The organism is Candidatus Igneacidithiobacillus taiwanensis (genome assembly GCF_031962545.1).
Classification (GTDB): Bacteria; Pseudomonadota; Gammaproteobacteria; order Acidithiobacillales; family Acidithiobacillaceae; genus Igneacidithiobacillus; species Igneacidithiobacillus taiwanensis.
The window spans coordinates 1-20,234 of sequence record NZ_JAVRKK010000033.1 but is presented as its reverse complement, the minus strand read 5'-3'; the positions used below and the strand labels follow the sequence as shown (position 1 = coordinate 20,234).

At 58.9% G+C, this 20,234-nt stretch carries 17 protein-coding genes and 1 other RNA gene; 10 read left to right on the top strand and 8 right to left on the bottom strand.

Annotated features, from left to right (window positions below; genetic code table 11):
* The 4 genes from RTI30_RS06600 to atpC form a co-directional block, all read right to left on the bottom strand.
* Positions 1-624, bottom strand: a 624-nt coding sequence (locus tag RTI30_RS06600) for a transposase (protein WP_312283506.1), incomplete at its 3' end; no start/stop codon positions are given.
* A 383-nt stretch (positions 625-1,007) separates the two neighbouring features.
* Positions 1,008-1,850 (bottom strand): metallophosphoesterase, encoded by an 843-nt coding sequence (locus tag RTI30_RS06595; RefSeq protein ID WP_312262833.1) that lies wholly within the window; start codon positions 1,848-1,850, stop codon positions 1,008-1,010.
* 73 nt (positions 1,851-1,923) lie between these two features.
* A complete protein-coding gene (locus RTI30_RS06590) occupies positions 1,924-3,318 on the bottom strand; it encodes a DUF945 family protein (RefSeq protein ID WP_312262832.1) in 1,395 nt (464 codons plus the stop codon).
* Between the two features lie 131 nt (positions 3,319-3,449).
* A complete protein-coding gene (gene atpC / locus RTI30_RS06585) occupies positions 3,450-3,959 on the bottom strand; it encodes an ATP synthase F1 subunit epsilon (RefSeq protein WP_312262831.1) in 510 nt (169 codons plus the stop codon).
* A gap of 197 nt (positions 3,960-4,156) precedes the next feature.
* Here atpC and RTI30_RS06580 point away from each other — a divergent pair, with 197 nt between their 5' ends.
* Positions 4,157-4,744: a DUF4337 domain-containing protein gene (locus RTI30_RS06580; protein ID WP_312262830.1), complete on the top strand. Its 588-nt coding sequence runs from the start codon at positions 4,157-4,159 to the stop codon at positions 4,742-4,744.
* Positions 4,745-4,763: 19 nt separating this feature from the next.
* Here the strand turns inward: RTI30_RS06580 and RTI30_RS06575 are convergent, their stop codons facing one another.
* Positions 4,764-6,182, bottom strand: coding sequence for an MDR family MFS transporter (locus RTI30_RS06575; protein ID WP_312262829.1), 1,419 nt, complete (start codon positions 6,180-6,182; stop codon positions 4,764-4,766).
* Between the two features lie 142 nt (positions 6,183-6,324).
* Here RTI30_RS06575 and RTI30_RS06570 point away from each other — a divergent pair, with 142 nt between their 5' ends.
* The gene (locus tag RTI30_RS06570; protein WP_312262828.1) at positions 6,325-7,128 is read left to right on the top strand and encodes an EcsC family protein; all 804 of its coding nucleotides are present in this window, start codon (positions 6,325-6,327) and stop codon (positions 7,126-7,128) included.
* Here RTI30_RS06570 and ligA read toward each other — a convergent pair.
* Complete coding sequence (gene ligA, locus RTI30_RS06565) at positions 7,114-9,123, bottom strand: NAD-dependent DNA ligase LigA (protein ID WP_312262827.1); 2,010 nt, start codon at positions 9,121-9,123, stop codon at positions 7,114-7,116. The genes RTI30_RS06570 and ligA overlap by 15 nt on opposite strands.
* 149 nt (positions 9,124-9,272) lie before the next feature.
* On the opposite strand from ligA, the gene RTI30_RS06560 reads away from it, so the two are divergent.
* A complete protein-coding gene (locus tag RTI30_RS06560; RefSeq protein WP_312262826.1) occupies positions 9,273-9,971 on the top strand; it encodes a Bax inhibitor-1/YccA family protein in 699 nt (232 codons plus the stop codon).
* 194 nt (positions 9,972-10,165) lie between these two features.
* Here RTI30_RS06560 and RTI30_RS06555 read toward each other — a convergent pair whose 3' ends face one another.
* Positions 10,166-10,807, bottom strand: coding sequence for a TolC family protein (locus RTI30_RS06555; protein ID WP_312262825.1), 642 nt, complete (start codon positions 10,805-10,807; stop codon positions 10,166-10,168).
* A gap of 293 nt (positions 10,808-11,100) precedes the next feature.
* Between RTI30_RS06555 and mutS the strand changes: the two genes are divergently transcribed.
* Positions 11,101-13,659 carry a DNA mismatch repair protein MutS gene (mutS, locus tag RTI30_RS06550; RefSeq protein WP_312274782.1) on the top strand — a complete coding sequence of 853 codons (2,559 nt, stop codon included), beginning with the start codon at positions 11,101-11,103 and terminating at the stop codon, positions 13,657-13,659.
* Between the two features lie 64 nt (positions 13,660-13,723).
* Positions 13,724-14,090: a transfer-messenger RNA gene (gene ssrA, locus RTI30_RS06545) on the top strand.
* On the opposite strand, the gene RTI30_RS06540 is transcribed toward ssrA, so the two are convergent.
* On the bottom strand, positions 14,069-14,218 hold the full coding sequence (locus RTI30_RS06540) for a hypothetical protein (protein WP_312283505.1): 150 nt from the start codon (positions 14,216-14,218) through the stop codon (positions 14,069-14,071). The genes ssrA and RTI30_RS06540 overlap by 22 nt on opposite strands.
* A gap of 119 nt (positions 14,219-14,337) precedes the next feature.
* On the opposite strand from RTI30_RS06540, the gene RTI30_RS06535 reads away from it, so the two are divergent.
* From RTI30_RS06535 to RTI30_RS06515, 5 genes are all read left to right on the top strand, one after another.
* Complete coding sequence (locus RTI30_RS06535) at positions 14,338-14,640, top strand: type II toxin-antitoxin system RelB/DinJ family antitoxin (protein WP_312262823.1); 303 nt, start codon at positions 14,338-14,340, stop codon at positions 14,638-14,640.
* A complete protein-coding gene (locus tag RTI30_RS06530) occupies positions 14,588-14,932 on the top strand; it encodes a type II toxin-antitoxin system YafQ family toxin (RefSeq protein ID WP_312262822.1) in 345 nt (114 codons plus the stop codon). Before RTI30_RS06535 ends, RTI30_RS06530 begins: the two co-directional genes overlap by 53 nt.
* A 463-nt stretch (positions 14,933-15,395) precedes the next feature.
* Entirely contained in the window at positions 15,396-16,850 is a 1,455-nt protein-coding gene (locus RTI30_RS06525; protein ID WP_312262821.1) for a DUF3375 domain-containing protein, read from the top strand.
* A 30-nt stretch (positions 16,851-16,880) separates the two neighbouring features.
* Positions 16,881-17,549, top strand: coding sequence for a DUF4194 domain-containing protein (locus tag RTI30_RS06520; RefSeq protein ID WP_312283504.1), 669 nt, complete (start codon positions 16,881-16,883; stop codon positions 17,547-17,549).
* The coding region (locus tag RTI30_RS06515; RefSeq protein WP_312262819.1) for an ATP-binding protein at positions 17,542-20,234 on the top strand (2,693 nt) is incomplete at its 3' end. The genes RTI30_RS06520 and RTI30_RS06515, both read left to right, overlap by 8 nt.

Genomic DNA, 20,234 nt, shown 5'->3' with positions numbered 1-20,234 from the left:
CCGGGACTGCGGATCCGTAAGAGATATTCGTTTCGGTGCGCTCTCATCCGGCGCGGCCTCGTCCAGTGCCTCGAGATATTCGCGCACTGCGCGGGAAAGATTTGCCGATACACTCTTCCACGCTTCCCCTATTTCGTCTCCCGGCACGCTCTGCTGCGCATTCGCGTTGGCAGCGATGAGACTGGCATCCACCGCAAAACCCTCACCCTGAACCAAGCCCGCGTCCATACAGCGTTGAACCACGCTCTCGAATAGCCAGCGGAATATTCCACTTTCCCGAAAGCGCCCGTGCCGATTCTTGGAAAACGTCGAATGCTCTGGAACAGGATCCTCTAGCCCGAGCCGGCAAAACCAGCGATAGGCCAAATTCAGATGTACTTCCTCGCAGAGGCGGCGTTCCGAACGGATGCCGTAGCAATAGCCAATGATCAGCATGCGGATCATCAACTCGGGAGGGACCGAGGGACGACCCGTGTGGCTGTAGTGGCCAGCCAGTTGTGAAGATAGGTCGCTGAAATCCAGTACACGATCGATGGCTCGGAGCAGATGCGACTGCGGGACATGATCATCGAGATGGAAGGAGTAAAACAGCTGATCCTGTACCGCCTTCTGATGTCCCATCATGCTCGCAGTCTCCATTGCAATCAATGGGTTAATTATACACGAGCCTCACCGATCCATCCATCTTCAGCGGAGTTTTTCAACAGAATTAGTCTTTTTCTGACAAGATACGCTGTGCATATCCGATCTTTTAAAGACTACCACCAACACCTATCTGCTGACAATACTTTGTAAAGTCTGGGGCTTCACGGGATGGGAAGGCTTGTAGCTGTGCAATATTAGCAATTAGCGTGATGAACCCCTAACACCCTTTCGCCAAATCACCGCCATCTACGTAAGAACCAACAGCCCCACCGTCATCCCTGCTCTACACCAGATTCTCGCTGCTTTCAGCCGCGAACGGACTCTACATAGGTTCCGCAGGCGCGGGGAAAAGCGGCCCAATGCTACCGACCATCCAGCGCAATTGCCTGGTCGAGAATAACGCCGGTGCCCTCATTGGGGTAACCGTAGGCATTGGAGAGCACGCGCACGGCACCAATGTGATAATCGACGGCATGGTGGGTATGACCATGCAGCCATAGGTGCACGCCGACGTCGCCGCTGCGCGCCACAAGGTCGTCCAGGCAGCTGGCGTAGGCGCCGGAGAGATCATCTTTGCGAAAAGCAGGATAGATGGACTCGCGAGACGGCGCATGGTGGGTAACCACCAACTTGCTACCGCTCCAGGGAGCGCCAATAGCCGCATCGAGCCATTGCAGACTGCTTTGGTGCAGCTCGAAAGCATCCCGCACCGAGAAGCGAGCCGTACCGCCACGGGTGCGAATGTGCTTGTGATCGCGCATCATTTCCTGCGCTGCTCGCAGCGCGTACGGGTCGGCGCCCTGGTAATCGGACCAAAGCGTGGTGCCTATAATGCGCAGCGTACCAATATCCAAGATTTCCTGCTCCAGCAGCGTAAAACGCGCGAGCAAATCCTCCGGCAAATGTTTGGCCAAGGCCTCGCGCCATTTTTCTGGGGCGCGCTCTATCGACATCCCCCAATAATCGTGATTTCCGAGTACCGCAACCACATAAGGAAAGGGCTCGGCCACTATCCGCAGCCAGTCTGCCAATTTTTTGGGGGTGCCAAAATCGCCAGCCAGTACCAAAAGGCTCTCATCGTCGGTTGGCAGGCGATCGAAACGCACGCTATGCGGGGGATTTACATCTACATGAATATCAGACAAAAGACGCAGATACCGCGGAGCATTGGCGATGCTCCGCTGGGTCTGGGGGGTTGCGGTCATTAGGGGGTCTCCTTGCCGAGTTCGAGCACTGCTCTCGGCCATCCCTCTATGGTATCAGGTCTTGTGCCGGCGCCTAGCCCTGCGTCTGCGACGACGGTAGCGAGGCAAGCAAGAGCACCAGGCTCGCCAAATCCTTGCTGCTTTGCTGTAGCGGCTGCCCGTTCAGGGTGATGCTCTGTTGCTGCGCCTGCAAGTCCAATACGAGTTTGCCATCTTGGGATTGGAACAAGGGATTTTGCGGGATGGCTTGGGCAATTTGCTGCACCTGCAGGCGCTGGGCGGCATCCAGGGGGTGTTGCCCAAAATCGCTACTGGTAGCGAGTAATGCCTGTTGCACCAGGGCTGGATTACAGCGCAGTTGTAGCTGCAGCGATGTGCCGGCCGGCAAGGCGCTTTGTAGGGGCGACTGCGCCACGGCCTGCTCGTCTTTGAGGAAGGTGGCAACGTCCTGGGTTTGAAAGTGCATTTGCAGGTGCAAGCGGGCGCCATCTTCACCATCGATGCGAAAATGGCTGACTTGGAATTGCATCGGTCCCTGCCACGCCGTTGGTGCCGCAAGCCCGCCTTCGGCGAGCCCCAAGGCCTCGGCGTGGGTGTCTTGCAAAACGCTCTGCGGCGCCTGCAGGAGGCTTTGGCCTTGTACTTTCTCGATCTGTACCGGACCAAAGAGGCTCGGCCCTAACTGCATCCGTGAGTGCAGCTCTACCTGGCCATTGCTTACGGCTTCCCGATAGCGCTCCTGTAACCCGCTGAGCTGGAAACGCGTTTTGCCATCTTCTTGCCAACGCAGCTGCTGCAAATGGAAGCCGCTGTGCAAGGTACCGTCGTTTTCGGCAAAGTGGCCATGCAGGGTCGACCAAACGATCGCATCGTCGCCCTGTTGTATGGTGCCGCCAGAAATGCGTAGCCGGCTTTGTTTTGCACCCCAAGCCTCGATCTTGGTTTTGAGGAGCAGCGGGCGGGTGCTGTCGGCCCAGTGAACCGCCGCGTCGGGGCCGGCAACTTCTTGGTAGATCTTTGAATCGGTCGGCAAAAAGCTTTCAATGCGCAGCACACTACCGTCGGGGTAGAGACCTTGGGAAATTTCCTGACGAACTGGCAACAGGTTTTGCTCCTTGCCGTTCTCGGCATAGACCAATTCGCCGCGGTCGCTGCTATGAAAGATGCCCGGATTGCTGCTCAGCACATGGTAGCTCAGCCCATCGCCGAGGGGGATGAGGGCGCCGGGCTGCAGCTTGGCCGCAACCTGCCGACCGGCGTACCAACTCGAGCCGCCATACGCCACCGCAAGGAGGAGCACCAGCCCCGAAACACCCGCAATGACGATGCCGCCTCGGCGCCCGGATCTTTGCGCCTTGGCACTAGTGATAGGGCTGTTTCCGGTGGGGGCACCACAAATGCCACAAAAGGCATCTTCTGGGCCCACCGGCTTACCACAACGACCACAAAAACGAGCAGGATTTGTCATCGTCTAGCCCCCATCAGATAAACAGGGGCTTGGGATTGGGCGCATTGCGGCATACTTCTACTCCTTTGCTTCTATACACTTTGCGCAAAAGAGTACGTGGGAAGCGCAGGCAAGGCAACCGTGCCGGCTTGTCAATCCTCGAGCGCGGAGGGGTTTATTTTGGGCGCTTGTGGTACGGCTGGCCGATGCCAGTCATATTCCGGTTTTTCCGATACTGGAACACTGGAATATTTCTGATAGGCGCGGTACTTGGCCAATTCTCGCTGCAATTCCAGTTCTGCTGCCAAAAAGTTCATCTCGCTCTGCTTTCCTTGCGCCAAAATATTTTTGGCATTCGCAATATTCTCTTTGATGGCTGCCGGGTCGAGATCCGGAATGCGCAAGCTCAGGTCGGCAAGAACCGTCACACCTGCAGACTGCACTTCGGCAAAGCCGCCCTCCAAAAACAAGACTTCGGTACTGCCATCGGGGAGCTGCACACGCATTTCACCAGCCTGCAGAATGGACAGCAACGGCGCGTGATGGGCAAGAATACCCAACTCCCCCATCGCGCCGGGCAAGACCACAAACACGCACTGCCCGGAGTAGACCAGGCCATGAACATCAGCCACCTGCAGGGAAAAGGCTGTCGTTGCTTGCATCTGAAAAGCATCTCCCGTGTTGGTACCTAACCATCAAAAACCGCCGTTGGGCCCGCAGTCCATACCTTCAACTATATCACGCGCATCACACGGCGCTCCGCAATCTTCACACCTCGCGTCTTGATTAGCCGGGGGAGCTTGGCGCAGACTGCGCACGCGTGCTGGCCACTTGGCAGCAAAACAGGAGAGCGATACCGATGAGCGAACATGGACTCCACACCCACGCCCCCCACGAGGAAGCGATCCATCACGCCGCTGATGGCGCCGGCCAACACCACGGCCTCGGCCAATGGGTTGCCATTTTTACCGCGATACTCGCTGCCTTTGGCGCACTGGTGAGCTATCAGGGTAGTCATCTCATGAACGAAGTCTTGCTCTACAAGAACGAAGCGGTGCTGGAGAAAGCGCGGGCGACGGACCAGTGGAATTATTATCAATCGGTGAGCACCAAGCTGCACTTGCTGGAACTGGGGGAAATTCTCGATCCGGCAAAAAAGGACGCGTTTCAGCCAAAAATAGCTAAATACCAACAGCAAAAAAACGAAATCAAGACGCAAGCCCAGGAATTGGAAGCGCAGTCAGCCCGCGCCAACAGCGAGTCGGCACGCCTCAACCGTCCTCATAACCAACTCGAAATCTCCATGATTTTTCTGCAGATCGCCATTTCTCTGGCGTCCATTACTGCCCTCACCCGCAAGCGTTGGCTCTTCGGCCTTGGCGTGCTGAGCGCCATTGGTGGCATCGGCCTGTGGGCCTCGGCCATGCTGCTAGCAACACACGGCTAAGAGACACGACCGAGGGGGATCAGGATTCTGTACCCTCGCCACGCGCTTGCCGTTGCGCCATGAGGGTATCGAGTTCTTCGAGGTTCCAAGCAAAGAAGAAGGCAAGCAAGGTCAAAGCGGCAGCAGCGCCAAAATCCCAATGCAGGGCAAGGACGATTTGCTCGGGCTCTGCCTTGCCCAGGTCTTGCCCGACAAAGTGGGTGAAGACGGCGCCAAAGGCCGCCACTCCCAGGGTACCGCCCATCGAGCGAAACAGTGATACCGTTGAGGTGGCCACCCCCAAATGCCGGTGCGGCAGCGCCCATTGTGCCGACAGGACCATTACCTGCATGGTCGAACCCAGACCAATGCCCAAGAAAATCAGCGCAATATCAATCTGCCAAAAGGGCGTGTGTTGGGCGACATGGGATAACACCCAAAGAGCAATTGCGGTAAGGAGGGTACCGAAAATTGGAAAGATGCGAAATTTTTGGTGCTTACTGATCCAGCGCCCACTGATGGTTGAGGTTAGCAACATTCCCACTAACAGATAGAGCATTTCCAGCCCCGATTGGGTGGGCGTGTAACCGCGCACTGCCTGATAATAGGTGGGCAAAAAACTGATGGAGCCGAGCATGGCTGTACCCACAAAAAAGGAAACGATCACACTTGCCGAAAAAGTCTTGTGCCGAAAAAATCCCAGCGGCAGTATCGGTTCGGGATGACGAGGGCTGCCAATGAAAATGCCCCATAGGCTTACCAAAAACACCAGCAAGAGCGGCCAGAGCCAAGCATCGTGGCGCCCCAACTCTACCAAAAAGACCAAAGCCGTGAGCCCAAAAAAGAGCGAAGCGGCACCCATCCAATCCAGCGCCAAATCTTTTTTCTCGCGCTTGGGAAAGGCCCACTGGATCACACCCAGGCAAAATATACCAAAGGGAATGTTCAAGTAAAAAATCCAGCGCCAGCCAAAATGCTGTACCACAAAACCACCCAAAAACGGCCCGATGAGGGTTGCCAAACCGAAAGCAGCGCCCACCAAGCCCTGATATTTACCGCGTTGTTGTAAGGGAAGGAAATCCGAAATACTGGCAATGGCGGTAACGAGGATACCGCCGCCGCCGAGTCCTTGCAGGGCACGAAACAGAACCAGGCTATCCAAATTCCACGCCAAGCCCGAAAAAATCGAACCCACCAGAAAAAACGCAACGGCAAAACTGAGTACGACTTTGCGCCCAATGAGGTCGCCAATTTTGCCATAGATGGGTAAGGAAACCGTCGAGCTCAAAAGATAGGCGGTAATGACCCAGGGCAAATGTGCCAGCCCGTGCAAGTCGCGCGCAATGGTGGGTAGCGCCGTGGCCACCACCGTCTGATCCATGGCCGCCAGAAATATCGCCGATAATACGGCAAAAAACATGCTTTTTTGGGCAATCGACAAGCGGTAGGCGGTAGTCATGGGGCGGTGATTCCTGAAGCGGTACAGTAGCGATCGGGCAGTGTACCATAGCCCGCAGGGGGCTCTAGCGGGGCAACTTTGGCCGCGTTGCGAGTGCCTGCCAACCGTGCCATGTTGCTTGGGTAGAACTGGGAGGAAACAGATGTCGAACTATCAACGCCTGCTCACCGAAGAGGATCTTGCCGAGCTCGAGCGCGCCCATCGCTGCTTGGAGAATCCAAGCTTGGCGGCGAAAATTGTCGATCGCCTCGGCACCCCGATCGAACGCGGGCTCGCTCTGCTCCCTTCCAACTGGCACCAGGAAATCAGCAAGATTTCTGAGATGGCGCTGCGCCGTGCCAGTGACGCCGCGCTGCTCACCCTCCATGACACCCCCCGGCGCCCGCCCGCCAACCGTCTGCATAAGGCCGCCGTCGCTCTTTCGGGGGGCGTTGGCGGCTTTTTTGGCTTGACGGCGCTCAGCATCGAGTTACCCATTTCGACCACCATCATGCTGCGCTCGATCATCGAGATCGCCCGCGGCCAGGGGGAGTCGATCAGCCATCCCGATACCCAACGCGCCTGCCTCGAGGTTTTTGCTTTGGGCAGCACCCGCAACCGCAGCGACGACGCGGCGGAAACCGGCTACTACTCCTTGCGTATTGCCTTGGCCAGCGGCATCTCCAACGCCCCCGGACTACTTGCCAAAAGCGGCAGTACCGCCCAGCCGCTCCTGTTGGCCACCCTGAGCCGCGTTGCGGAGCGCTTCGGCATTGCCGTTACCGACAAGGCCATCGCCCAGCTCGTACCGGCGCTCGGCGCCATTAGCGGTGCCGCCGTCAATACCTTGTTCATCGACCATTTTCAAAGCATGGCGGGCGCGCATTTCACGATCCGCAGACTGGAGAGAAAATACGGCAGCGAACTGGTGCAAGAGGCCTACGAAAGCCTTCTAGCCCGCCAGTAGGCGCGCGAAGGCCTCCTCGTCGAGGACCGGAACACCAAGTTTTTCGGCCTGATTGAGCTTGCTACCGGGCTTTTCGCCGCAAATCAGGTAATCGGTTTTTGCGGAGACGGCGCTGACCACCCTACCCCCACGGCGCTCGATTTCCTGCTTTGCCTCGTCCCGACTCCAGCCCTGTAGGGTTCCGGTGAGGACGAACTGCTTGCCCGAGAGATTCCCTGCCGTCTTCGGCGCCGGTGCCGGCCAGTGAATGCCTGCCGCCAGCAATTCGCCAATCACTTCTTGGTTGTGCGGCTGGGCAAAAAAATGCACCACCGCGTGGGCAACGACCGGCCCAACATCGCGTACCTGGGTGAGGGTCTCCTCGTCGGCCTGCATCAGGGCCTCCAGGCTGCCGAAATGCTCGGCAAGCGCCAGCGCCGTGGTCTCCCCCACCTGCGGTATCCCCAACGCATAGAGAAAGCGCGGCAATGTCGTCTGCCGCGAAGCCTCGATTTCGGCCTGCAGTTTTTCTGCCGAGCGACTTCCCATGCGCTCGAGATTTGCCAGTGCTTCCGCCGAAAGATGATAGAGATCGGAAACCTTTTGCAGCAGGCCGACATCCACCAATTGTTGCGCCAGTTTCTCGCCAAGGCCGCGAATATCCATGGCCTTGCGCGAGGCAAAGTGGAGCACGGCACCCACCCGCTGCGCAGGACAAAATAGGCCGCCGCTGCAGCGATAGGCGACCTCATCGCCCAGGCGAATCACCTCCGAACCGCAGACCGGGCATTGGGTCGGCATCTGCCACTCGACGGCGTTTTCCGGCCGGCGCTCGTGCAACACCTGCACCACCTCGGGGATGACGTCGCCAGCGCGGCGAATGAGCACCGTATCGCCAATACGCACGTCTTTGCGTCGCACCTCCTCCAAGTTGTGCAGGGAAGCACGGCTAATGGTCACCCCGCCTACGGCCACCGGGTCGACGATGGCGACGGGGGTGATGACCCCCGTGCGGCCCACCGAGGCGAGAATATCGCGCACCACCGTCGTTTCCTCTTGGGCAGGGAATTTGTGGGCAATCGCCCAACGCGGCGCCCGCGCGGTAAAACCAAGGCGCTCGCGCTGGCTCAGGTCATCGATCTTAAAGACCAAGCCATCGATTTCGAAGGCCAAGTGCGCGCGCCGAGCGAGCATCTCTTGATAGTACTGTTCTGCCTCCGCAAGGCTGCTTACCCGCCGCAAGAGCTCCGTCAACAGGGGAAATCCCCAGCCGTGCAGGCGCTCCAAAATAGCCAGATGGCTGCTGCCCAAAGGTGCGCTGGTCTCTCCCCAACCCCAAGGGAAAAAGGCCAGGGGGCGGCGCGCGGTAATGCGCGAGTCGAGTTGCCGCAGGCTGCCGGCGGCGGCATTGCGGGGGTTGGCAAAGGGCGCCTCGCCCTCGGCTTCGCGCTCTTGGTTGAGGCGCGCAAAGGCCGCTATCGGAATCACCACTTCGCCGCGTACCTCGAGCAGCTCTGGCCAGCCCGCCCCTTGCAGACGCAAAGGGAGATTACGGATGGTACGCACGTTGGCGGTCACGTCTTCGCCGTGCACGCCGTCGCCGCGGGTACCGGCCTGCACCAAAACGCCGCCTTCGTAGCGCAGATTCAGCGACAGACCGTCAAACTTGGGTTCAGCGCTCAGGGACAACGCTTCCTCCGCACCTAGGCCTTTCTGCAAGCGGCTCCACCAGTCGGCAAATTCGCTGGGACTGAAAACGTTGTCGAGCGAAGTCATTGGCAGACGGTATTCGGTACTGGCAAAGGCCGTGAGCGGCGGCGCGCCGACTCGCTGGGTGGGGGAGTCGGGGGACTGAAACTGGGGAAAAGCCGCTTCTAACTCCTGCAACTCGCGCAGCAGACGGTCGTATTCGGCATCGCTCAAGATGGGGGCATCGGCTTGATAATAGGCCGCGTTGGCGCGTTGCAGCAGCGCGCGCAAGGCATCGATGCGTTGTTGGGCGGTTTCCGTGTTCACAATGTCCCTCGGATCGGTAAGGGCTTCCATGATAGCACTAGCCGAAGCCACCACAGGAGCCTTTGCCGCTGTACGGAACCATCCCCAAGGTCCTATAATCTAAGCCATTGGATATCTTGGAGAGAGCGGTCCCATTTAGGAGCGACAACATGAATTACGATCAAAAACCCTATCAATTTCCCGAGGGAATGAGTCCCTACGGAGCGAACCAGCAAGTTGCCAGCCTTGGCGGTTTGATGGCCAAAACCTACGGCCTTCTTGCGGCCACCTTGGGCGTCTCGGCTATCGCTTCGATCTATGGGATGAGTTCACCTTTTGCCTATCAGCATCCCATCCTGCTGATGATTGGATCCTTCATTTTGCTGTTTGCAGTGCAGTATACCGGCGCCCACCGCAGCCCCTTTGCCGTACCTTTGGTTTTTGCCTTTGCCGCAGGCATGGGCATGATGATGGGTCCCGGTATTGCCATGTATCTGCGCATGCCCGACGGCCCGCAGATTATCGCGACCGCCCTGGGCACGACGGCAGTCATGTTCGTTGGCCTCTCGGCCTATGCCATGACGACCAAGCGTAACTTCAGCAACATGGCCGGATTTTTGATGACCGGGCTGATCCTGGCCATCTTGGTCTCGCTGTTGAATATGTTCTTGCTGCACATGCCCGCGCTGCAACTGGCAATGGCCGGAGTTTTGGTGATCGTGTTCAGTGGCCTGATCATCTTCGATACCCAGCGGATGGTACAGGGTGGCATTCAGGAGCCAGTGCTCTTGGTGGTCGGCTTGTATCTCGACATCATCAACTTGTTCATGGCTTTGTTGCAGATCTTTGGCGGCAGTAACCGCAACTGATTCAGCCCTCCTCTACTACGCCCCGGCGCTACGGCACGGGGCATTTTTTATGCCACCCGTGCACTCGCACGATTGCCACAAAAACATCGCAACCTGCCGTGCGAGCTTTGTTTCTGGTATTGGGTCACTTTCCAGGCCGCCGAACGAGGAGGTTTTGGGCCTCCACCTGAGGTTACTCGCGCACCGCAAACCGATCATTGCGGAAGATCATGATTGGATGTCAGTTTTCCAAGAACGAAGGCAAGTTTAATGGCGCTAACCATAACCGCCGCGCGGGCATCGATCTGGGACTGCCGCGCGTTGAGCAAGGCAGTATCCGCGGTCGTGGCGGCATCAATGGTACCCATGCCTTTGTTATAGGCGGCAAGAGCCGCGTTGTAGGTTATTTGACTGGCATCTACCAGTGCCGTGGCAGCATGATAAGATTGGAGCGCGGTGCGCAAGCTATTGCGCGCCGTCACAATTTCCGTTACCGCAGCATATTGAACACGCTGAAAATCACTTCTAGCAACTGCCGCTTTTGATTCCGCATCCTGCAATTGTGCATCACGCAAGCCGCCGTCAAAAAGCGGAACCGTTATTCCGAGTAATACGCTATCGCCAACCCCTTGCTGGCTGAGAGCCGGCAATCCAGCAAGCGAAAAACTATTCGAGCCCCAAGTAACATTTGCCGCGGCAAAAATCTTCGGCATAAAGTTTGCCCGTGCGGCTTTGATTCCTGTTTGGGCCGCCATCATCGTCTCATAGGCGGCCGCAACGTCTGGGCGACGTGCAAGCGCCTGCCGTATGGTTGCATCAACCGGAGTCGATGCAAAATTTGGTAACGATCGATTCATGAAATTGCCGGTATCAATTTTTGATGCGCTTCGCGAGATCGATTAGATCGGGTAAATTATAGGTCTTGGCCGTATCGATATCCTTTTCATCGGGCAGTTAAGGTTCTGCTCTTTATGGACAATTTTGCTGGTGCAACACAAGCGTCCAACGAACGCATCTTTTTGGATGCTCGTCAATCAGGGCTCGGTGGGTAGGGCTGGCCACCTATTTGCCCCCCCAGATGGACTGCACTATTTCCGCCAGCATGATACTGTAATCCCTGTGTATCCGACCTCTAGACGATTTTACGCAAGTGACTGATCCAAAGCATACAGAACAGCATACGCCGGTCATGCGGCAATATCTTGCCCTCAAGGCCGAGAATCCCGATGCCCTGCTCTTCTTCCGCATGGGCGATTTTTACGAGTTGTTTTATGACGACGCCAAACGGGTAAGCGAGCTTTTGGGCATTGCCCTCACCACTCGTGGTCAAAGTGCCGGCGAAGCCATCCCCATGGCCGGAGTGCCCATCCGCAGTGCCGAAAGCTACTTGGCGCGCCTGGTCCGTGCCGGAGTGACCGTTGCCATTGCCGAACAAATGAGCGATCCCGGCCTTACCAAGGGGCCGGTGGAGCGCAGCATTACCCGGGTACTTACGCCGGGAACCCTTATCGACAGCAGCCTCCTCGAGCCGGAACAGGAATCGCTGCTTGCTGCCTTGCACGCGGGCAGCAACGGCGCCTGGGGTTTGGCGTTGTTGTCGGTAACCAGCGGCGAGTTGCGGGTACAAGATTTTGCCGACCTACCTTCGCTGGCCGATCGCTTGCGGCAGCTACAGCCGGCAGAAATCCTGGTACCCGCGGCGGTAGAAGCGGCAGCATTGCCCTTTCGCGAGCGCTGGCGAGTCTTGGAAGGCACGACCAGCTCTGCGGCAACGACGCGCATCCTGCAGCGCTACTTCGGCAATCGGCTCGAGAGTTTTGGTGTCGAGGGGCACCCCCTCAGCCTGCACGCGGCAGCGGCGGTCCTGAACTATGCCGAATCGCGCCTCAAGGTGTCTTTGGCCCAGGTGCAGCGCATTCTGCCCGAACGCCCGCTCGACGCCCTCGGTATCGATGCCAATGCCTTGCGCTCGCTGGAGATTCTACGTGGGCGCGACAACGACGGACCGAGCCTCTGGCACCTGCTACAGCACTGCCAAACACCCATGGGCGCGCGCCTATTGCGCCGCTGGCTGCTGCGTCCCCTGCGTCAGGGCGAGGCCCTCTTTGCCCGCCAGCGCCGCGTGGCGGTCTTGGTAGAAGGGGCACGCTACCGTGCCCTGCAGAGTACCCTGCAAGGCTTGGCCGATGTCGAGCGGGTGCTGACCCGCGTCGCCCTGCAAAGCGCCAGCCCCCGCGATCTTGCCCATCTGCGCCATTTTCTGCAGCGCCTGCCAGAAATTTGCAAAACCATCGACCTCGTCGAGAGTCTCCTGCCGGAACACGAGGCTCCCCGCCGCGCCGATTTTACCAGCCTGCGCAGCCTGCTCGAGCGTGCCTTGGTGGAAGAACCGCCCCTCAACCAGCGCGATGGCGGCTATCTGCAGGACGATTTCGACGCCGAACTTGCGGCGTTGCGCCACGCCGAGCAGCATGTGGGTGCCGAACTCGCTGCTTTGGAAGAACAGGAGCGAGAGCGTAGCGGCATCCCGCAGTTGCGCGTGCAATTCAATCGCATACACGGCTATTTCATCGAAATTCCCGCCAGTTACGACGGCCCCATCCCCGCCGATTATCAACGTCGCCAAAGCACCAAAACGGCGTCTCGTTTCAGCAATCTTGCCCTCAAGGAAATCGAGGATCGGGTGCTCTCGGCCGAAAGTCGAGCCTTGGCGCGAGAAAAGACCTTATTTCGGGAGCTGTTGCAAGAAACCGCCACCCAAGTAGAAGCCTTACAAGGGGTATTGGCGGAAATCAGCGAGTGGGACCTACTTGCCAACTTTGCCGAGCGGGCGCACAGCCTGCGCTGGACGGCACCAGAATTTGTGCGCGATAGCTGCCTGGAGATTCGCGCCGGTCGCCATCCTTTGGTGGAGGCGGAACTGGGCTCCGCTTTTGTACCCAATGACCTGGAACTCCATGCGGATCGGCGCATGCTGCTGATCACCGGCCCCAATATGGGCGGCAAATCGACCTTCATGCGCCAGGTTGCCTTGATCGTCTTCCTTGCGCATGTTGGCTCTTGGGTACCCGCCCAATTGGCGCGCCTTGGCCCCGTCGATCAAATCTTCACCCGCATTGGTGCCGCCGACGACCTCGCCGGCGGACGCTCTACCTTCATGGTCGAGATGCAGGAAACAGCGCAGATACTGCACCTAGCGACCGCGCAAAGCCTCGTCATCCTCGACGAAATTGGCCGTGGTACGGCTACCTATGATGGCCTGGCCATCGCCTGGGCCAGTGCTGAGGAACTCCTGCGCCTGCAGAGCTTTACCCTCTTTGCCACGCACTACTTTGAACTGACGGAGATGCAGCATCCACAACTGGCCAATGTCCACTTGGATGCCATCGCCCAGGCCGAGCAGGTGACCTTTTTGCACCAGCTCGAAGAAGGGCCCGCCACGCAAAGCTTTGGTCTTGCGGTGGCACGGCTTGCCGGTTTGCCCGAAACCGTATTGCGCAATGCCCGCGAGCGTCTCACCATTTTGGAGGGCATGGCCCCGGCGCAGACCACGCGGCCGATGGCGGCGTCGCAACAACTGTCGTTGTTTGCCGAGCCACCCCACCCTGCCCTGCGCGCCCTGGCCGAAATCGACCCTGATGAGTGCACGCCGCGCGCCGCCCTCGATGCGCTCTATCGGTTGCGACAGCTGCTCGACGACCCTTCCTAGTATTGCCAAGCTTGCGGGCACTTTCGGAACTTTGCGCGACCGCGTATAGTCCAAGGCACGTAAAGGGGGCGACCGGTTTCGACGTAGGTCGCGAAGCCTTCGGTGCATGCAGAGCTGCGATTTGCTCTTAAAACTGGTCGCAGATTCATAATTGCCAACGACAGCAATTACGCCCTCGCTGCTTAAGCAGTGAGCCCTCCGCCCGGGTTTGTCCGCGGGTCCGGTGGCCGCAAGGCCTGCGGGGGGTCGACGAAACACGGAATCGCGCTCGGTCTGTTCGGTGGGCCTAGCGTTAAAGTAAAGCCGAATCGCCGGGAGCGCATCCTGTCTGTTGGAGTCGCTCCGGGTTAAAACCCAATAGACAGACTACGCATGTAGATCCGGTGGTCTAGGGCTTGCGGACGCGGGTTCAATTCCCGCCGCCTCCACCAATGCCAAGGGCTCGGATAATTTCCGGACCCTTTTTCTTGCCTGAAATTCCCGCGCCACGCAGGGTTCCGGCCATCAGTGCTGCGGGTAGGCGTAGTTCTTGCGCTCGCAAACTCAACAAGTTACGCACGGCGGTTCATCGTCAACCAAGGCCACCGGTCAGACATAGAACACCAGCAGAGCATCGTCAGCGTCCACTTGACCGTATCGCAAAAGAGATACATAATTGCGTAAACGGAGGATTTGATCATGGCCCATTCCACGATGTTGCACGTCCGGGTGGACGACGAAATCAAAACGCAAGCCAGCGAGGCGCTGGCAGCCATGGGGCTGTCGGTGTCTGATGCCGTGCGCATCCTGCTCAAGCGTGTGGTCAACGACCAGGCCTTCCCTTTGGAGTTGAAGGTGCCCAATGCCCAGACCCGCGCGGCGATGGAAGAAGCCCGCGCCATGGCCAAGGCGCGTACCGCCCGTTTTGAGTCTGCAGACACCCTGATCGATGACCTCGAAAACGCAAGTTTCGGCGCAGGCCAAAAAGCCCGCCAGCAGTAAGCGGGCGCCTCTGCCCAGGGCGTGCGACTACACCAAGACTTTCCTCAAAGACTGGGAACGCCTCTCGCGCTCAGGACGCTACGACCTGAAACGGCTGAAGGAGGCGATGTTGCTGCTCATTGGCAACGATGAGCCGCTGGGATCCGAATGGCTGGATCACCCGCTGAAGGGTGATTGGGTCGACCACCGCGAATGTCATATCGGCGGCGACTTCCTGCTCATCTACCGCCTGGATGGCAATGCCATCATCTTTGTGCGGGCGGGCACGCACTCTGAATTATTCGAGGAATGATCTGTGGCGATTGCATCACCGCCTACTTTCACCAAACCAGCCCGTCAGCGCTGGGAAGCGATTCCCGCTGACATCCGCCAGCGGCTGCTGTCCAACGTCTGGTGCGGCCAGTGCCGTCACTATGTGGGGGCCTGTGCCCATGTCGAATCGGCATCGCCGCACCTAATGTTGTATGACATGGAAAGCTGGCACCGTGCTTCTTGACCGAAGCGATGAAGTTGCATTAGGTTCGAAAGCAGATTGCATCGAGCCTGACGGGCACGCCACCGACAATGAAAAATATCTCCAAGCCTTCTGCGCGAGGTCAGGAATTTCTGCTGGCTGATGTCGAAGTTCAGGAGCATTCGATAGAAGGCGTGGCATCCACGAAATCAACGGTCATCGCCGAGGGCGCTACCTTACGTCGATCCGCCTGGGCCGCACTTGCATCCGTGCTGTTCGCTCCCACTCGGTCGAGCACCCCATGACGCTCGACTATGCCACCCTCGACACCCTGCGCACCCGAAATCCCGCTTGGCGGCTCTTGCGTTCGGACCATGCGCCGCTAGTGGCGAGTTTTCTCTACCGCGTATTCGTGGCGCCCAACGCGCGGGTGATGAGTGAGGCCGATCTGGCTGAAGCGTTAGAAGACGAGTTGTACGCCTTGCGTCTGCAGCTCGGCGAAGCCGCGTTTCCCAAGCCCGCGCTCGACTATCTGAACGACTGGGCGTCGCCGGATAAAGGCTGGCTGCGCAAGTTTTACAAGCCCGGCTCGGACGAACCGCAATTCGACCTCACGCCCGCGACCGAGAAAGCCATCGCCTGGCTGACACAGCTTTCGGAACGGCAGTTCGTTGGCACCGAATCGCGCTTGCTCACACTGTTCGACCTACTCAAGCAAATGCGTGAGGGCAGCGAGGCCGACCCGGCCAAGCGCATCGCCGACCTGCACAAAAAACGTGATGAGATCGACGCCGAGATTGCGCGCGTGTTGGCGGGCGATATGCCGCTCTTGGACGACGCGGCGCTGAAGGATCGTTTTCAGCAGTTCATGCAGGGTGCGCGCGATTTGCTCACCGACTTTCGCGAAGTGGAGCACAACTTCCGCCAGTTGGACCGGCGCGTGCGCGAGCGCATTGCGCTGTGGGAGGGCAGCAAGGGGGCGCTGCTGGAGGAAATCATGGGTGAGCGCGATGCGATTGCCGATTCCGATCAGGGCAAAAGTTTCCGCGCGTTCTGGGAGTTTCTGCTCTCCAGCCGTCGCCAGGAGGAGTTGACCGAGTTGTTGGAACGAGTGCTTCAGCTCCCGGCGGTGATGGCTTTGCAGCCCGATCCCCGTACCCGCCGCGTGCATTATGATTGGATGGAGGCCGGCGAACACACCCAACGCACGGTGGCGGCCTTGTCGCAACAATTGCGCCGCTTTCTCGACGACCAGGCCTGGCTGGAAAACCGCCGCATCATGGATATTCTGCACGGCATCGAGAGCAAGGCCCTGGCGCTGCGGGAAGCGCCGCCGACAGGAACCGTGATGGAGATGGCCGATGCTTGCGCTACTATCGAACTAGCGATGGAACGGCCCTTATTTACGCCACCGGTGAAACCGGTCATTACCAACCTGGTACTGATGGCGGGGGACGAGGACATCGATCCTTCGGCGTTGTTCGATCAGGTGGTGGTGGACAAGACCAGGCTTACCCGGCACATCCGCCATGCCTTGCAGGACAGGGCGCAGATTAGTTTGCGCGAACTGGTGGCCTTGCAGCCCCTGCAGCAGGGCTTGGCGGAGCTAGTGACCTACCTCCAGCTGGGCTGCGATGCCTTCAACATTGTGGTGGATGAGGACACGCCGGAAGCCATACACTGGCAGGCAGAAGATGATCGCGGCGAAGTCGTGAGTCGCACGGCCCGCCTACCGCGCGTGATTTTCATGCGCTGATCCAAGAACGAGTCCGGGAATTCGATAGGAATGGAAGAAGATTTCGCTAACGCAATGACCGCACCTGTAGCCGCACCCGAGCCGGATTTATCGTCTTTGCTGATCGGGCTGCTCAAGGGGGTGCAGTACCGGGAGCAGGACGAGCGCCAGTGGGCGGCATTGCTGAACCTGCAGGCCCGCGTGCGGCATTATGTGGCGGTACTCAATCTCGAACTGGTACTCGATGAAGCGGAAGGATATGCCTTCCTGAAAAGCCGCCCCGAGCCTGCAGAGGATGATCCCACGCCGCGCTTACCGCGCCTGATTGCGCGCCGCCCCTTGTCGTTTTCGGTGAGTCTGTTGCTGGCCTTGCTGCGCAAAAAATTGGCCGAATTCGATGCCGTTGGCGGCGACACCCGTCTGGTGCTGTCGCGTGATGAGATCGTCGAGTTGGTACGGGTCTTTCTGCCGGACGGGCCCAATGAGGCCAAACTGATAGACCAGATCGAAAGCACCATCAACAAGGTAGTGGATCTGGGCTTTCTGCACAAACTCAAGCCCGCGAGTGGTGGCTTGGCGGGGCAGGCCCATTTCGAGGTTCGGCGCATCCTAAAGGCTTTTGTCGACGCGCAATGGCTGGCCGAGTTCGATGCCCGCTTGGCAGCCTATCAATCCGCCTTGTCTGGCGGGGCGTCGGGCAAGGAGACGCGTGATGAGTGAGGCGCAGTCCCTGGGGTTGGATTTCGTGGCGGACGACGCTTTATCGGGTTTCCGCCTCGCGCGGCTGGAGGTTTTCAACTGGGGCACCTTCGACGGCCGAGTCTGGACGCTGCAACTGAACGGCAAAAATGGGCTGCTTACTGGCGACATCGGTTCCGGCAAGTCCACGCTGGTGGATGCCATCACCACGCTGCTGGTGCCAGCCCATCGCATCGCCTACAACAAGGCCGCCGGCGCGGACAGCCGGGAGCGAACCTTGCGTTCGTACGTGTTGGGGCACTACAAATCCGAACGCAATGAGGTCACCGGGGCGGCCAAACCGGTGTCTCTGCGCGACCATAACAGTTATTCCGTCATTCTGGGCGTGTTTCACAACGCCGGTTACGACCAGACGGTGAGCCTCGCACAAATGTTCTGGATGAAGGAGGCGCAAGGGCAGCCGGCCCGGCTCTATGTCGGGGCCGAGCGTGCAATGTCGATTGCCGAGGACTTCGCCAACTTCGGCAGCGACATCGCTGTCCTACGCAAGCGGCTGCGCGAGACCGGCGCCGACCTCTTTGACAGCTTTCCGCCCTATGCCGCGTGGTTTCGGCGCCGCCTCGGCATCGACAACGATCAGGCACTGGAACTCTTTCACCAGACGGTATCGATGAAGTCGGTGGGCAACCTGACCGACTTCGTGCGCAATCATATGCTGGAGCCATTCGAGGTGGCACCGCGCATCCAGGCACTGATCGGTCACTTCGACGATCTCAACCGCGCCCATCAGGCCGTGCTCAAAGCCCAGCAACAGGTGGAGCTGCTGACGCCGTTGGTGGCCGACTGCAAGCGGCATGGCGAACTGGTGCACGATGTGAATCATCTGCGGCAATGCCGCGACGGACTACGTGCGCACTTTGCGGGCCTCAAATTGGGATTGCTGGACAAACGTCTGGGTCTGCTCGACGAAGAATGGAATAAAGTCGATGGCCAGGTGCGGCGCCTGGAAGGTACGCGCGAAGAGCAAGTCCGGCAGGTAGATGAGCTGAAACAGGCCATCAACGCCAACGGCGGCGACCGTCTGGAGCGTCTCGCCGCCGAGATCCGTAAGCAAGAGCAACTACGCGATGCACGCAAGGCCAAGTATGAGCGTTACCAAGAACTGGTCGCCATTTTGGGTGAGTCGGCGCCCCGTGAGGAGGTCACCTTCGCCGCGCAGCGGGCACAATGCAAGGCGTGGCGGGAAGAAGTCCAAAACCGCGATGCCGATCTCCAGAACACGCTGACTGAGCATGGCGTGAGCTTGCGCCAGGGCAAGCTCGAGCACGAACGATTGACGGCCGAAATCGACAGTCTCAAACGCCGGCGCAGCAACATCGACGACCAACAGATTCAGATACGCGCCGTCTTGTGTGCCGCGCTGGGCCTGGATGTGGATGACATGCCGTTTGCAGGCGAGTTGATCCAGGTACGCGAGGATGAGCGCGACTGGGAAGGCGCGGCCGAAAGGTTGCTGCGTGGCTTCGGTCTGGCCCTACTGGTGCCGGATGCCCACTACAAGGCCGTGGCCGAGTGGGTGGATAGCAGCCATTTGCGCGGCCGCTTGGTCTATTTCCACGTTCGCCCCCGCAAAACCTCCGATTTACCGGAACTGCACCCTGACTCACTGGTGAGGAAACTCGCCATCAAGCCCGATTCGCCCTACTACGACTGGCTAGAGCGCGAGCTCGCCCATCGTTTCGACGTGGCCTGTTGCGCCACGCAGGAACAGTTTCGCCGCGAAACGCGGGCCATCACCCGCGCCGGCCAGATCAAAGACCCGACTGGCCGACACGAGAAGGACGACCGCCATCGTATCGATGACCGCAGCCGCTACGTGCTCGGCTGGAGCAACAGCGCCAAGATTGCCGCGCTGGAAGCCAAGCGTCGCCAGCTCGAAAGCCATCTCGGCGAGGTGGGGAGCCAAATTGCCAAGATTAATGGCGAGCGTAAGGGGCTACAGATCAGACTCGATGCACTGACCCGCCTGGAGGAGTTCACGAGCTTCGAAGAAATCGATTGGGCTCGGGTGGCGACGGCAATCGCCGCTCTTGAAGACGAGCGCCAGAAGCTTGCGCAGGCATCGGATATCCTCAAACAACTGAATGAACGCCTACGGGAACTGCAGCAGGCGCTTAAAGGCACCGAAGAAGAGTTGCAATCCATGCGCGACCGACGCGCCAAAGTGGAGCAGCGTCGCGCGGATGCCCAGGAACTACGCGAGCAGACGGCTTTGCTGGTGCAGGAAGCATCTGTCGATGCGACGCTGTCGGACACCTTGGAGGCTATGCGGGCCGAAGCCCTGGGTGAGCACCAATTGACCGTCGAATCCTGCGACAACCGTGAGCAGGATGTACGCAACTGGCTGCAAGCGCGGATCGATGCCGAGGACCGGAAACTCCGACATCTGACAGAAAAAATTATCAAGGCGATGGCCTCATTCAAGGAAACCTTCAAACTCGAAACGGCCGACATGGATGCCAGCCTGGAATCCGCCTTCGAATACGAGAATCTCTTGGCCCAGCTCAATAGCGATGATCTGCCACGTTTCGTGGCACGCTTCAAGGAATTGTATGCGTCCACCACCTTTGGCACTGTGGTAGATGTTGGAGGAGGAAGGATAGCGGTGGTTTCTGTCCGAGTCGATGGTGTGGCCGTTCGGCGTTG